Origin of the sequence: Cytobacillus sp. FSL R7-0680, from assembly GCF_038009245.1 — a bacterium.
Taxonomy (GTDB): domain Bacteria; phylum Bacillota; class Bacilli; order Bacillales; family Cytobacillaceae; genus Cytobacillus; species Cytobacillus kochii.
In genome coordinates, this window is the sequence record NZ_JBBPAO010000001.1 from 2,057,141 (window position 1) to 2,070,851 (window position 13,711).

The window sequence follows — 13,711 nt, forward strand, 5'->3', positions numbered from 1 at the left end:
AAAATAATCATAATGTCGGATCATATATAGTTCACGATAAAAAAGAACAAACTCTGATTCAAAAAGCAGAATTTGTTCCTGATTGTGTTGCTAAAACAGCCATTTATTCAGCATTTTCTTCGTATGCTTGAATGATTTTTGCAACAAGCGGGTGTCTGACAACGTCACTTTGTTCTAAATGAATAAAACCAATTCCAGAAACACCATTTAATATTTGTTCACTTACCACGAGACCCGATCTAGCCCCACGAGGAAGGTCGATTTGGCTTTTGTCACCAGTAATAACCATTTTTGATCCAAAACCTAAACGTGTTAAGAACATTTTCATTTGCGCTTGTGTTGCGTTTTGCGCTTCATCTAAAATAACATAAGCATCATCTAACGTACGTCCCCTCATATAAGCAAGTGGGGCAATTTCAATTGTTCCTCTTTCAATTAACCTTTCTGTATGCTCTGCTCCAAGTATATCATGAAGCGCATCATACAAAGGACGTAAATACGGATCGACCTTTTCCTTTAAGTCACCTGGTAAAAACCCTAAACTCTCTCCTGCTTCTACAGCTGGACGAGTAAGAATAATTTTTTTCACTTGTCCATTCTTAAGGGCATTCACTGCCATTACAACAGCTAAGTAGGTTTTTCCCGTTCCTGCAGGACCAATACCAAAAACTAAATCTTTCTGTCTCATAGCCATAATATATTGGCGCTGACCTAAGGTTTTAACTCGAATCGATTTACCTTTTGCATTTTTCATTATTTCTTCTTCATAAAGTTCTTTGAAATATTCTAGTGTACCTTTCCTTGCCATCTCTAATGCGTAAATAATATCCCTACCACTAATTTGAATACCTTTTCTAATAACGTAAAGAAGTTGCTCAATTACGTCACCTGCAATGGCCACAGTTTCTTTCTCACCTGATACATAAACAGATTCGCCTCTTGTTACAATTGATACCGATAACTGTTGTTCAATTAGTTTAATATTTGTGTCACCATTACCTAAGAGGGCAATGGCTTCATTTGGGTTTTCAAATTGTACATTTAATGTCTTTAAATCTTCTGTCATTCTTTATCTCCTTGGATTATTGGTTGTTCCTCAGCAATATTCTCAATAATTTGGAAATGTATTGATAATTTAACTTTACCATTCTCTATCGTTTGGTGCAAAACATTTTCCCCTTTAATGGTGGCATCTTCATCTAGCTGCTTTTTAATTTTACTTCTAGCTAATTTCTTCGCTTCTACAATCGCCTCTTTTTCTGTATAAACTTGTGTCATCTCTTCTGCTTCTCTGTAGATGTTTTTTGTAACTGCAATCGGTAACTCCCATTTTAGAAATTTAACTTGCCGCTTGTCCTCTTCCTTTACATAGTGGTCAAAACCTATATTTCCAAAGCCCCAAAAAGGAATCTTTAATGATCCAAGCTCCAATATATTTTTCACTTTTTGATCACCAGTGTATACTTTGGACTTTTTCTCTAATGGATAAGCTACATTCGCTTTATACCACGTTTCCGCTAATACTTCCCCTTTGGCAGGCACTATCTTCTTTCTTTCATCATTTCCAATTAGGCCTGAAACTAATAATTGACCTGGTTTTACAAAGTCATTAATTTTCGCCTTTGCTTCTCCCTCTTCAATAAACATACCGATAATGGTTCCTTTTTTCTTTGCCACTAAATGCTGCGGACTTAATAACTCTGTTTTCTTTGGTTCATTTTTTTCTACCACTTGAAGATGATAGGTTGTCCCTTTCAACTCCACACCGACCCAAGTAATTTCATTCACATTTTCTGTTAAATACCGTTGTATACCTTCAGGTGTATCTATAAAGAATTGTAGCTTCCCTTTTTTTACACCAATTTTCTCTAACTCTTTTTCCATCTTATATTCTGTTGCTGGATTTGCTCCTTTAATTTCGATCCCCCATACCATGTTTGACAACAAAATAACTACAACTAAGAAAGCTATTGCCCCTAATAAGAATCCACTATTCCTTAGCATACGCTTTTTCATGAAGGGCAATCCTTTGCGGCCGACAAACTCAAATTTGCAGTCGGCACTTCTTGCATATTGTCTTAAAGTCGGTAAATCATCTAATTTCATTTGAAATGTAAGCACTTGGCTTCCATGGGCTTTAACATTCCAAATGGATACACCAGCTCTCGTTAAAGTATTTAAAAATCTTTCACTTCCTCTACCGCTTGTCCTAACTGTGACGATTCCTTTTAAAAAAAAGAGCCATTGATTTTTCATCTTATCCTCCTCATATTTGAGCAGGTGGAAATCGCTAACCTTGTAATAGAATAGCGACCCTTCCCACATCAAATTTACTCAGCTACAAAAAGAACTTGATCAATTGTTCCTTGCAATAAGATTTCTTCAGGCATAATTGTTTTAATAACAAAGTTATTCCCTTTAATGAGCAGTTGACCATGCTCTAATAACAACCTTACTTCTTTATCTGAAAAACCAAGTAAACCGCGGTGGTTCTCAATATAAATATGAATTTGTCCAATCATAGTAATGCGGGGCAAATCCATCATGACATCTTGAGGAAGTTCCATATTTTTTGTCATCCAGCTTCTTAGTCGTTCTCCCCATTTTTTTGCCATAAAAAAAGAACCCCCTTTCATCTCATATGTATGAGAGAAAGGATGGTTCTAGCACTGAATTCAACAGCAAATTTTATTTTCTTTTCATCGTTCGATGTGGGTTCCTTGATCTCGGTTGTCCGAGAATTTCTGACCAAACAACCGCGTCAACTAATTGTTTATTAGAGACTCTCATACTAGGTTGATCTACATTGTTATTGGCCACATTTTTATTTTTTGTTGCTGAAAGGAAGGCACTTGCTCGTTTTTGCGCTTCTTCTTTTTGTTTTCTTAAATCAGCCAGTCGCTCTTCTGCTTCTTTTTTACGATCCGAGACTTCTACACCAGCTTCTTGCATAGTAGCCTTCGCGTAGCGTTTTAACTTCTCTTCGTTGCGATCATAAACAGGTGGCCCTTCTTCTTGTTTCTCTGCATCCATCATCTGACGCCTAGCTTCTTCTTGCTCTTCGACAGACTTTCCACGTGGCTGCTTCTGTTTGTCTGACTGCTGGTCATTTACTTTCTTACCAAATAAGGAAGTAATGATCCCGATAAGAAAAACCAATAATAAAGGATTTTCCAACAAAAAATCAATCATGAGATAAAACACTCCCCTCTAGAGGTGAGTCCGATTAGGACATTCAATCTTTCTTCGGCCCTTGTTTTGAGTCATCTGATACTTTACTAATCGAGTCTCTCATTTCTGTATCAGCTTCAATATTTTGGATATTCATATAATCCATCACGCCAATATTGCCACTTTTTAATGCATCTGCCATCGCTAAAGGAACTTGAGATTCTGCTTCCACAACTTTCGCTCTCATCTCTTCAACTTTCGCTTTCATCTCTTGCTCTTTGGCAACAGCCATTGCACGACGTTCTTCCGCTTTGGCTTGGGCAATATTTTTATCAGCTTCCGCTTGCTCTGTTTGCAATTCTGCACCAATGTTTTTACCGATGTCCACATCAGCTATATCAATGGATAGAATTTCAAATGCTGTACCAGCATCTAACCCTTTAGCAAGGACAGTTTGAGAGATCATGTCTGGGTTTTCCAATACTTCTGTATGTCTTGTAGATGAACCAATTGTAGAGACAATCCCCTCACCAACACGGGCAATGATTGTTTCTTCTCCAGCACCCCCGACTAGTCGGTCAATATTGGCTCTTACAGTAATTTTTGCTTTTGCTTTCACTTCGATACCATTAATCGCTACACCAGAAATAAATGGTGTTTCAATTACTTTTGGATTAACACTCATTTGAACTGCTTCAAGTACATCACGACCAGCTAGGTCAATCGCCGCACTTCTTTCAAAACTTAATTCCATATTGGCACGATGCGCTGCAATTAAAGCATTCACTACTCTATCTACATTACCACCTGCCAAATAATGACTTTCAAGTTGATTGGTATGAACTTCTAATCCTGCTTTATGTGCTTTAATTAATGGATTAATTACGCGGCTTGGAATTACTCGTCTTAATCTCATTCCAATAAGGGTGAAAATACTTACCTTAACACCTGCTGCTAATGCTGAGATCCACAGCATAACTGGTACGAATGTGAAGAGTATGGCAAGAGCAATAATTGCTAATACCACAATTACGATCGTCATAATAGAAATAGGTTCCATTCAATTACCTCCTAAAATACTTGGTTATTTATCTAAATTTGTTAATTCACGGACGACTACTCTCGAGCCCTCTGCTTTTATGACTTCCACTTTTGCATCTTTTTTAATAAATCCACCTTCACTAACGACATCAATTCTTTCATTTTCAATGACAATCGTTCCTGATGGACGTAACCCTGTTAAAGCATAACCTTGTTTTCCAATTAGCTCTGAACGGGATTTATTTGAGATGTATCCTCTTTCAGTATTTGTAGAATCGCTTAAAATTAGTTTTTTGAAAAATTTCATTTTTTTACCAAACACCTTTACCATTAGAATAGAAACCGCAATAGATAATATAGCCGCAATCATAATGGAGGTTGCCATTTGTTGCACATCAGCCCCAGCCATGAATAAACTCCCAATTACTGCAGCAATCCCCAACACACCGGCGATACCACCTGGGAGGAAAAACTCTGCGATAATTAACCCAATTCCAATAATAAATACAATGAGTGATTCATACCCGGCAAATCCAGCAACCATATGACCATAGAAAAATAAACCAAGAGCTGTGAGTCCCATTATACCTGGAATACCAAAACCAGGAGAATAGAGCTCTAGCAATAATCCAATGCTTCCTATAGAAAGAAGAATAGGCACGATGATTGGATGTGTAATGAATCTAGCCAATTTCTCAGAAAAACTTTCCTCGATAGACCTTACTTCTGCATCTTCATAACCTAAATGTTCTAAAAGCTCTGCTTGCGTAGCAAATGTTCCTTCTGAATATTCTACCTCGTCTGCTTGACTAGCAGTTAATGTCAATAGCTTTCCTTTTGGTGCACCTAATTCAGGTAGATCGATTGAATCATCTGCCATTGCTTGAGCAATTTCTGGATCTCTCCCACTTTGTTCAGCAGCTGCAGTCATAGCAGATAACCATGCTGAAACTGCTTTTTTGTCAGCTGTGTTGCCTTCTTGGTCGATAATCGCCGCCGATCCCATTGTAGCCCCGGGCGTCATATAAATCTCATCCATGTTTAATGAAATATACGCACCAGCTGACAATGCTTGTTTATTTACAAATGAAATCGTTTTAATATTTGTAGATGTTAATACTCTGCCAATTTCCTTAGCTGCTTCTACTTCACCGCCAGGCGTGTTTACTTCGAAAATAATCGCACTTGCTTGATTTTCTTCAGCTGTAGTCACCGCTCTATTGATAAAAGCATGCAATCCTTTTTCAACAGTATCTTCTATTGGTACGACATACACAACCTCGTTATCAGCCTTGCTGATCGGTGTCATCATTACGAAAAATGCCCATAAAAATGAAAGGATGATTGTCGCTTTTCTCATTCTCTTCTCCCCTCCCCCCTTTTACAGAAATACCTATGATAGTTATACGGCTGACGCGTGAAAAGGTTTCATTTTTCTTTTCTTATTTTGATTATTTATAATTACATAAAGTAAAAAAGTGTGACTATGTAATATATATAAAAGAAACCTTACTACTAGTATGGCATCTTTTAGACAAAATAAAAAGACCGTAAGCTCGAAAGCTCCGGTCTTTCCGTACATCTTTTTATGAAAGGTGTTGTTGTACAAGTTTATTAATAAGTGCACCGTCTGCCTTACCTTTTAGCTTTGGCATAATGGCTGACATCACTTTACCCATTTCAGCTTTCGATGTAGCGCCTGTATCGGCAATGGTTTGTTTGACGATAGCAGATACCTCTTCATCAGAGAGCTGCTCAGGCATATATAACTCTACGTACTGTAATTCAGTACGAATTTTTTCAACTAGATCTTCACGACCTGCCTTGTCAAATTCATGGAGGGAATCCTTGCGTTGCTTTACTTCGCGAGAAAGGACAGTAAGTTCCTGATCCTCGGTAAGATCTTTTCCTTCCTTGATCGCCTCATTTTGCAATGAAGCTTTGATCATCCGAATCACAGTTAACTTATCTTTTTCTTTGTTCCTCATCGCTTGTTTCATATCTTCATTTAAACGCTCGAGAAGACTCACTTACATACACCCTCTCTTAAAACTTGCGCTTTCTTGCAGCTTCAGACTTTTTCTTACGTTTGATACTTGGTTTTTCGTAGAATTCGCGCTTTCTTGCTTCTTGCAAAGTACCAGTTTTTGATACTGAACGTTTGAAGCGACGAAGAGCATCTTCAAGCGATTCGTTTTTACGAACGACGGTTTTAGACATTCTCTTTCCCTCCCTCCGAGCACAACACACTTACATGTCAACATGGAATACCATGTACTTTGCAATTATAATATAACAGCGGTGTGAGGTCAACTGTATTTCACCTAGTCTTTCGCTGTTTAAAGATAAATGTACGTTTGTCTTATTTATTTTTATTATTTAATTTTTTGATTCTTCCTATGCATGTCCCTCAATTTTTCACCATATGCTTTCCTAGGAGGGACAAAGCATGACTTCATTACTCATTTTTATAATAATGATTGCTGTTTTTATTTTTGGCATGACTTTATTGCGGAAAGGGCTATTCTATTTATCAGCAGATTCAACTAAACGCTGGTTAACTAAGTTTACAAATACACCTCTTAAAGGGATGGTGGTTGGCATTATCTTAACTGCTATTATGCAGAGTAGCTCCGCAGTTATGATTATTACCATTGGTTTAGTTGCCGTACACTTACTTACTTTCCGCCAAACGATTGGTATTATTTTAGGGACAAACATTGGCACCACTATCACAACGGAGTTAATTACTTTCGATATAGAATCTTTTATTTTACCGATTGCTATAATCGGCATGTTATGTGCATTCATCAGGAGGCGATCCTTTCAGAGTATCGGCATTGGATTAATGGGTATTGCTTGCGTATTTGCTGCTATGAGGGGGTTTGAACATTTAGCTTTTACCATTAAAGAAACCCCATGGGTAAAAGATTTTCTTATTACATTAGATCAAAGTCTATTATTAGCCGTAATAACCGGTATTGTTCTTACTGCGATTATCCAGTCAAGCACTGCCACTACAGGTATTCTAATGGGATTTTTAACAGCAGGTGGGATGGACCTTAGTACAGCGATTGCTATTATGCTTGGTTCCAACATCGGCACATGCGCTGACGCATATCTCGCCAGTATCGGTGGACGTAGAGAAGCAAAGTTAACTGCCTATGCTCACATTTGGTTGAATATTATAGGTGTTCTTCTCTTCTATCCTTTTATTGAGCTGCTAACAAATTTCGGTATTGGTTCAGCAGACCAAATTGATAGGCAACTTGCTCATGTTGGTGTCCTTTTTAATGTCATTACTTCACTTCTCGTTCTACCTTTTGCCAAACCTTTTAGTGACTTGATTATTCGCCTACATGACCGTAAAAAGTAGTGAATATCGTTGTGCTAATATACACCACAGTTAAAAAGAGAGACGAACATTCAGAATGTCCGCCTCTCTTTCAACAACTAGATTAATAATCTGTTGTACTTGTTAATCCATTTACGATAGCAATGCCTGAGCTTGCACCGATTCTAGTCGCACCAGCATCAATAACTGCTTGTGCATCTTCTGCACTTCTCACTCCACCAGAAGCTTTGACGCCAATATCGGGACCTACCGTTTCTCTCATTAATTTCACGTCAGCAACAGTCGCGCCACCCGTTGAGAAACCAGTTGATGTTTTAACGTAATCCGCTCCTGCTTTAACAGCCAATTGACATGCAATTACTTTTTCAGCATCTGTTAACAAACTAGTTTCGATAATCACTTTTGTTAAAGCCTTACCATCTGCCGCTTCCACAACTGCACGGATATCCTCCTCCACAACTTCTAATTTCCCACTTTTAAGTGCGCCAATATTAATAACCATATCAACTTCTGTGGCCCCTTGTTTGATGGCTTGTGTTGTTTCAAAAGATTTAACTTCTTTATCCGATGCACCTAAAGGGAAGCCAATGACTGTACAAACAGCCACATCTGATCCCTGTAAAAGTTTAGCCGCTTGTGAAACCCATGTTGGATTTACACATACAGAAGCAAAACCGTTCTCTTTTGCCTCGTTACATAAAGTATTAATTTGCTCAACCGTTGCATCAGCCTTCAATAATGTATGATCAATCATTTTTGCTATATTATTTGTCATCAATGAACTCTCCTTTTTTTATAAAATGCTTTTATACTTAATTCTTCTGCTAGTTGTCCGTACCTCTGTTATCATATCATTTTATGAATGAAATATCGAGATTCTCTTTAGTAAAATGAGAAAAACTGTTTTAATTTAGGTTCCAAAAGATAATAAGACTGTTTTACAAGATGTTAAGGACATTATTTATTCCCAGGACTTTTATTATCCTTATATTGAAAAGCTATTATTCATGTAATATATATATTGAAAAATGTAAAATATATGTTACGTTTATAAAAGGAGTGATACAATATTTGGATAATAAGGTTAAGATTTCTCGTATACAAGTAGATTTAACACAACAACAACTTGCAGAAAAGATAGGTGTTACTCGCCAAACCATCAGTTTAATTGAGAAGGGTAAGTATAACCCTTCTCTCAAGTTATGTTTGGATATATGTTACGCAGTTAATAAAACTTTAGATGAAGTATTTTGGATAGAAAAAGGAGGCTGATAATATATGAAAAAAATCACAGATGAACGTTTAGTTCTACAAAATTTAAAAAATATACGTATTGCATTTATCATCCAGACCATTGGAATTCTTGGAATTTTAGGTTATGACTTAGTTACAGGTGGGTTAGATGAAATGAGAAAAAACCCACTATGGACAGTATTTATAATAACCGCAGTTGTTTCAGCCTATTTATCAATGAGTATTAGTGCAGACCATGAAGATAATAAGATAAACCCCCGGAAAAGTCTAATTATTTCATTAGTAATTCTTATTTTGATTACAACAGTTGTTGGTTTTTTTGTATCTCTCACACAAGGATTTTCTATCATGAATGGAGTAATTGTGGGTGCTATTCTATTTATTTGTGGCCTAATTCCAATCATTTATATCTATTACTTAAGAAAAAATCGACAAGATAAAGAATCCGAATAAAATTGAAAAATAACCTATTAAGGGATCACCTAAAATAAAGAATTACTTAGGGTTTCATTCGTTTTCCTAGATTCACCATTTACCTTACTCCGGCTATTTTTCTTACGGAATAAAAATGCAGTAAAAAAAGCTGACCGGTCAATGAACGGTCAGCTCTAATCGTTTATATTGCTTTTTCTTTCATCTCATCCATGACACGAATAAATTGCCCTTCGTTATATGGATAACCTGCTTTTGTTATCTTCACTTTGACTAATTTACCTACCATCTCTTCTGTTGCAGGCACAATCACTTTTAAGTAATTATCCGTATAGCCTACATACAAATTCCCGTCTGGCGCATCTTTGTATTTTTCTTCAGGGATGATCTCGAGTACTTCATCTTCAAAGCGACTTGCGTACTCTTTCGCTAGTTGATCAGATAAATGAATTAAGCGATGAACTCTTTCATTCTTAACTTCTTCATCAATTTGATCAGTCATTCGTGCTGCTGGTGTGCCTGTTCTACTTGAATAAGGAAAAACATGAAGCTCTGAGAATTTATGTTTTTTAATAAAATCATACGTCTCCATAAATTCTTCTTCTGTTTCACCAGGAAAACCGACAATGACATCTGAAGTAACTGCTAAACCAGGTAAGGCTTCTTTTAAACGCTCAATACGTTCAGCGAAAAACGCCATCGTATACTTTCGACGCATTCTTTTTAATACTGTGTCCGATCCTGATTGAATCGGAATATGCAGATGACGGACAACAACCTTAGAGTTTCTAATTACTTCAATCACTTCATCCGTAATTTGACTCGCCTCAATAGAGGATATACGAATCCGTTTAATGCCTTTAACCTGTTCTTCTAAATCCTTTAGTAGCATAGCTAGATTATAATCCTTAAGATCCTCGCCATAACCGCCAGTATGTATCCCGGTTAAGACAATTTCTTTGTAACCAGCCTCCACTAATTGTTGCGCTTGATGAATCACTTCTTTGGGGTCTCTAGATCTCATTAAGCCACGAGCCCAAGGAATGATACAAAAAGTGCAGAAGTTATTACAACCTTCTTGTATTTTTAATGAAGCACGCGTCCTATCTGTAAAGGCCGGAACATCTAGTTCCTCGTAAACCCGATTTTTCATAATATTTCCGACACCATTAATCGGTTGACGTTCACTTTTATATTGCTCAATATACCCTAACATTTTCTTCCTGTCTTGTGTTCCAACGACAACATCCACACCTGGGATGGCCATGATTTCTGCCGGTGATGTTTGGGCATAGCATCCTGTTACACAAATGACAGCGTCCGGATTTTTTCGAATGGCTCTACGAATGACTTGTCTGCTTTTTTTATCACCAGTATTCGTAACCGTACATGTGTTAATCACATACACATCAGAGGTAGATTCAAAACCGACACGATCGTATCCTTCTTCTTTAAACAATTGCCAGATGGCTTCTGTTTCATAATGGTTTACTTTACAACCAAGTGTATGAAAAGCTACTGATGGCATATATCTTCACTCCATTAATTCAAAATGATAAGAAACAGCTGAAAGTACATAGGAAGGTGCTGTTTCAGTTCTTAATATTCTTGGTCCTAATCCACAAGAAATAAACCCTTCATCCTCTAAAAGCGTTATTTCTTTTTCTGTCAGGCCACCTTCTGGCCCAAAAATAAATAATAAAGAGTCTCCCCGGGACATACCCTTGAGTACTTGGTGAAAAGCCGATGATTCACCTTGTTTACTACTTTCTTCATAAGCGACACATTTATAATCATAATTTTTACTTATTTCTAGTAACTGCTGTAAGGACTGTGGTCCATACACATGTGGTACTATGATGCGATGAGACTGCTCGGCCGCTTCTTTAGCGATCTTTTGCCAACGATCTTTCTTTTTATTCGCCTTTTTTTCGTCTAACTTTACAATGGAACGAGCTGACATAAAAGGGATAAACCGATGGGCGCCAAGTTCGGTGCCTTTTTGTATTATCCATTCGAGCTTATCCCCTTTAGGCAATCCGCTCACAATGGTAACATCAACAGGTAATTCGACATTTTTCTCTATCCATTGTACAACTTCTAACTCTACCACTTCAGAGGTAATGTTAACCAGTTTACATTGAGCTGCTTTTCCGTCAGGGTCTACACAAATAATTTCGTCACCTACATTCATCCTCATTACGCGGGTAATGTGGTGATAATCATCACCTGTAATAAAAAAATGATCATTTTCTCTATGATTCACAAAATATCGTTGCATATATATAACCCCTTACTAAACGAATAAATAGGGGGAATTCATGACTCCCCCTAGTACATTACTGCTTTTTACCTATAATGGCAACCCAATCTTCCATTTGAATTGTCTCAACAATGTCAAAACCACTTGAAATCATCGCCTCTTTGACAGCCTGTTTTTTCTGCTGAATAATGCCAGAAGCAATAAAATGACCTCCTGGTTTCACCACTTGCGCGACATCATCTGTAAAACTTACAATTACTTCTGCTAAAATATTGGCGACTACTACTTCAGCTTGTACAGTAATATTATCTAACAGATTACCTTGAGAGACTTCAACAATATCCTGCACTTTATTTAACTTGATATTGATTTTCGCTGAACGTACAGCTACTTCGTCCAAATCGAGTGCAGTAATATTCTCTGCACCGAGCATCGCTCCAGCAATACTGAGTACTCCTGACCCCGTTCCCACATCGATAATATGATCACCAGATGTAACAATATGCTCTAGTGCTTGAATACACATCACTGTTGTTGGATGAGTTCCTGTTCCAAATGCCATTCCTGGATCCAATTCAATAATGAGTTCATCACTACTTACTGGTGTATATTCTTCCCAAGTTGGAACAATCGTGAATCGTTTAGAGATTTTCACAGGGTGATAGTACTTCTTCCAAGCAGTCGCCCACTCTTCTTCGTTCACTTCACTAATACTGACCTCATTTTTACCAATATCAATATTAAACGATAAAAGGTTACTAATGGCATTCTTTATTTCTTCTACTGTTTCGCCTAAAAAGCTATTAATCGGTAAATATGCTTTAACGATTACGCCTTCCTCTGGATAATCATGTGGATCGAGCTGGTAGATTTCGCCGTATTGATCTCTTCGTTCTTTCTTCAATTCAAATGGATCTTCAATCACTACACCACTTGCACCTGCTTCATGAAGAATATTTGAAATCGGCTCAACTGCTTCGTTCGCCGTGTGAACACTAATCTCTGACCATTTCATCTTACTACCAACTCCATTTCACTTATTCACCCTTAAAGGCACGCTTTACTTTTGAGAAAAACCCATCTTCTTGTTCACCTTGAGGTACTTTGCCACTCACTTCTGCAAATTCATTTAATAGCTGTCTTTGTTTATCTGATAACTTCGTCGGTGTTACCACTCTAACAATAATATGTTGATCACCAGTACCATAACCTCTCACATTAGCTACACCTTTTCCTTTTAGACGGAACTTTGTACCTGTCTGTGTTCCTGCTGGTACTTTGAGCTTAACCTTGCCGTGAAGTGTTGGAACTTCTACTTCATCCCCAAGTGCAGCCTGCACAAATGTAACTGGCATTTCACAATAAATATCGTCGCCATCCCTCTCAAAGAACTCATGTGCACGAACGTGGAAAACAACATATAAATCACCTGCTGGTCCACCGTTTACACCAGGTTCCCCTTGAGAAGATACACGAAGTTGCTGACCATCATCAATACCTGCTGGAATTTTCACACTGATTTTGCGACGTTTTTTCACTTTACCGTCGCCACCACATGTTGAACATTTATGTTTAATCTCTTTGCCTGTACCGTTACAATAATTACATACACGACGGTTGACAATCTTACCAAACGGTGTATTTTGCTCTACATTTAATTGACCGGAACCATGACAATGTTTACACGTTTCAGGTTTCGTCCCAGGTTTCGCGCCTGAACCATTACATGTTTCACACGTTTCTTCACGTGGAATTTCAATTTCAGTATCTTTACCAAAAGCGGCATCTTCGAAAGATACCGTCATATTATATTGCAAATCAGCACCTTGGCGCGGTGCATTCGGATCTCTTCTTCTTGATCCTCCACCAAAGAAAGAACTGAAGATATCTTCAAAGCCACCAAAGCCTTCGAAGCCACCTCCACCACCAAAACCTTGGTTTGGATCTGTATGACCAAATTGATCATAATGAGCTTTTTTCTGATCATCACTCAATACTTCATAAGCTTCTTTCACTTCTTTAAACTTTTCATCCGCACCCGGTTCTTTATTAATATCCGGATGATACTTCTTCGATAATTTTCTGTATGCTTTCTTTATTTCATCCTTAGACGCACCTTTACTTACGCCTAGGACTTCATAGTAATCTCTTTTATCCATGATTACCACTCCCCGATCCATTTCACATAAAAATAA

At 37.6% G+C, this 13,711-nt stretch carries 16 protein-coding genes; 3 read left to right on the top strand and 13 right to left on the bottom strand.

Going from position 1 to position 13,711, the window contains the following annotated elements; translation table 11 throughout:
- Positions 1-103 precede the first annotated feature (103 nt).
- The 8 genes from MKY26_RS10245 to rpsU all read right to left on the bottom strand — a co-directional run bounded on the left by MKY26_RS10245 (position 104) and on the right by rpsU (position 6,432).
- Positions 104-1,066 (bottom strand): PhoH family protein, encoded by a 963-nt coding sequence (locus MKY26_RS10245; protein WP_095372523.1) that lies wholly within the window; start codon positions 1,064-1,066, stop codon positions 104-106.
- Positions 1,063-2,256 carry a sporulation protein YqfD gene (gene yqfD / locus MKY26_RS10250; protein WP_095372522.1) on the bottom strand — a complete coding sequence of 398 codons (1,194 nt, stop codon included), beginning with the start codon at positions 2,254-2,256 and terminating at the stop codon, positions 1,063-1,065. Before yqfD ends, MKY26_RS10245 begins: the two co-directional genes overlap by 4 nt.
- 74 nt (positions 2,257-2,330) lie before the next feature.
- Positions 2,331-2,615, bottom strand: coding sequence for a sporulation protein YqfC (gene yqfC / locus MKY26_RS10255; RefSeq protein ID WP_095372521.1), 285 nt, complete (start codon positions 2,613-2,615; stop codon positions 2,331-2,333).
- A 73-nt stretch (positions 2,616-2,688) separates the two neighbouring features.
- Positions 2,689-3,192 carry a hypothetical protein gene (locus MKY26_RS10260; protein ID WP_095372520.1) on the bottom strand — a complete coding sequence of 168 codons (504 nt, stop codon included), beginning with the start codon at positions 3,190-3,192 and terminating at the stop codon, positions 2,689-2,691.
- 43 nt (positions 3,193-3,235) lie between these two features.
- A complete protein-coding gene (gene floA, locus MKY26_RS10265) occupies positions 3,236-4,231 on the bottom strand; it encodes a flotillin-like protein FloA (protein ID WP_095372519.1) in 996 nt (331 codons plus the stop codon).
- Positions 4,232-4,255: 24 nt separating this feature from the next.
- On the bottom strand, positions 4,256-5,572 hold the full coding sequence (locus tag MKY26_RS10270) for an NfeD family protein (protein ID WP_095372518.1): 1,317 nt from the start codon (positions 5,570-5,572) through the stop codon (positions 4,256-4,258).
- Between the two features lie 226 nt (positions 5,573-5,798).
- Complete coding sequence (locus MKY26_RS10275; protein ID WP_095372517.1) at positions 5,799-6,242, bottom strand: GatB/YqeY domain-containing protein; 444 nt, start codon at positions 6,240-6,242, stop codon at positions 5,799-5,801.
- Between the two features lie 16 nt (positions 6,243-6,258).
- On the bottom strand, positions 6,259-6,432 hold the full coding sequence (rpsU, locus tag MKY26_RS10280; RefSeq protein WP_066201342.1) for a 30S ribosomal protein S21: 174 nt from the start codon (positions 6,430-6,432) through the stop codon (positions 6,259-6,261).
- A 229-nt stretch (positions 6,433-6,661) separates the two neighbouring features.
- On the opposite strand from rpsU, the gene MKY26_RS10285 reads away from it, so the two are divergent.
- A complete protein-coding gene (locus tag MKY26_RS10285) occupies positions 6,662-7,588 on the top strand; it encodes a Na/Pi symporter (protein WP_341096663.1) in 927 nt (308 codons plus the stop codon).
- 82 nt (positions 7,589-7,670) lie between these two features.
- Here MKY26_RS10285 and deoC read toward each other — a convergent pair whose 3' ends face one another.
- A complete protein-coding gene (deoC, locus tag MKY26_RS10290; RefSeq protein ID WP_095372515.1) occupies positions 7,671-8,342 on the bottom strand; it encodes a deoxyribose-phosphate aldolase in 672 nt (223 codons plus the stop codon).
- A gap of 296 nt (positions 8,343-8,638) precedes the next feature.
- Between deoC and MKY26_RS10295 the strand changes: the two genes are divergently transcribed.
- Positions 8,639-8,839: a helix-turn-helix transcriptional regulator gene (locus MKY26_RS10295; protein ID WP_157733932.1), complete on the top strand. Its 201-nt coding sequence runs from the start codon at positions 8,639-8,641 to the stop codon at positions 8,837-8,839.
- Positions 8,840-8,845: 6 nt separating this feature from the next.
- Positions 8,846-9,274: a hypothetical protein gene (locus MKY26_RS10300; protein ID WP_095372513.1), complete on the top strand. Its 429-nt coding sequence runs from the start codon at positions 8,846-8,848 to the stop codon at positions 9,272-9,274.
- 163 nt (positions 9,275-9,437) lie between these two features.
- On the opposite strand, the gene mtaB is transcribed toward MKY26_RS10300, so the two are convergent.
- The 4 genes from mtaB to dnaJ are packed head-to-tail and all read right to left on the bottom strand — an operon-like array spanning position 9,438 to position 13,675.
- On the bottom strand, positions 9,438-10,781 hold the full coding sequence (gene mtaB, locus MKY26_RS10305; RefSeq protein ID WP_341096677.1) for a tRNA (N(6)-L-threonylcarbamoyladenosine(37)-C(2))-methylthiotransferase MtaB: 1,344 nt from the start codon (positions 10,779-10,781) through the stop codon (positions 9,438-9,440).
- A 6-nt stretch (positions 10,782-10,787) separates the two neighbouring features.
- Entirely contained in the window at positions 10,788-11,534 is a 747-nt protein-coding gene (locus MKY26_RS10310; RefSeq protein WP_281202237.1) for a 16S rRNA (uracil(1498)-N(3))-methyltransferase, read from the bottom strand.
- 58 nt (positions 11,535-11,592) lie between these two features.
- Positions 11,593-12,531 (bottom strand): 50S ribosomal protein L11 methyltransferase, encoded by a 939-nt coding sequence (prmA, locus tag MKY26_RS10315; protein ID WP_341096687.1) that lies wholly within the window; start codon positions 12,529-12,531, stop codon positions 11,593-11,595.
- Positions 12,532-12,553: 22 nt separating this feature from the next.
- Positions 12,554-13,675 carry a molecular chaperone DnaJ gene (gene dnaJ / locus MKY26_RS10320; RefSeq protein ID WP_307312851.1) on the bottom strand — a complete coding sequence of 374 codons (1,122 nt, stop codon included), beginning with the start codon at positions 13,673-13,675 and terminating at the stop codon, positions 12,554-12,556.
- Positions 13,676-13,711: the final 36 nt, after the last annotated feature.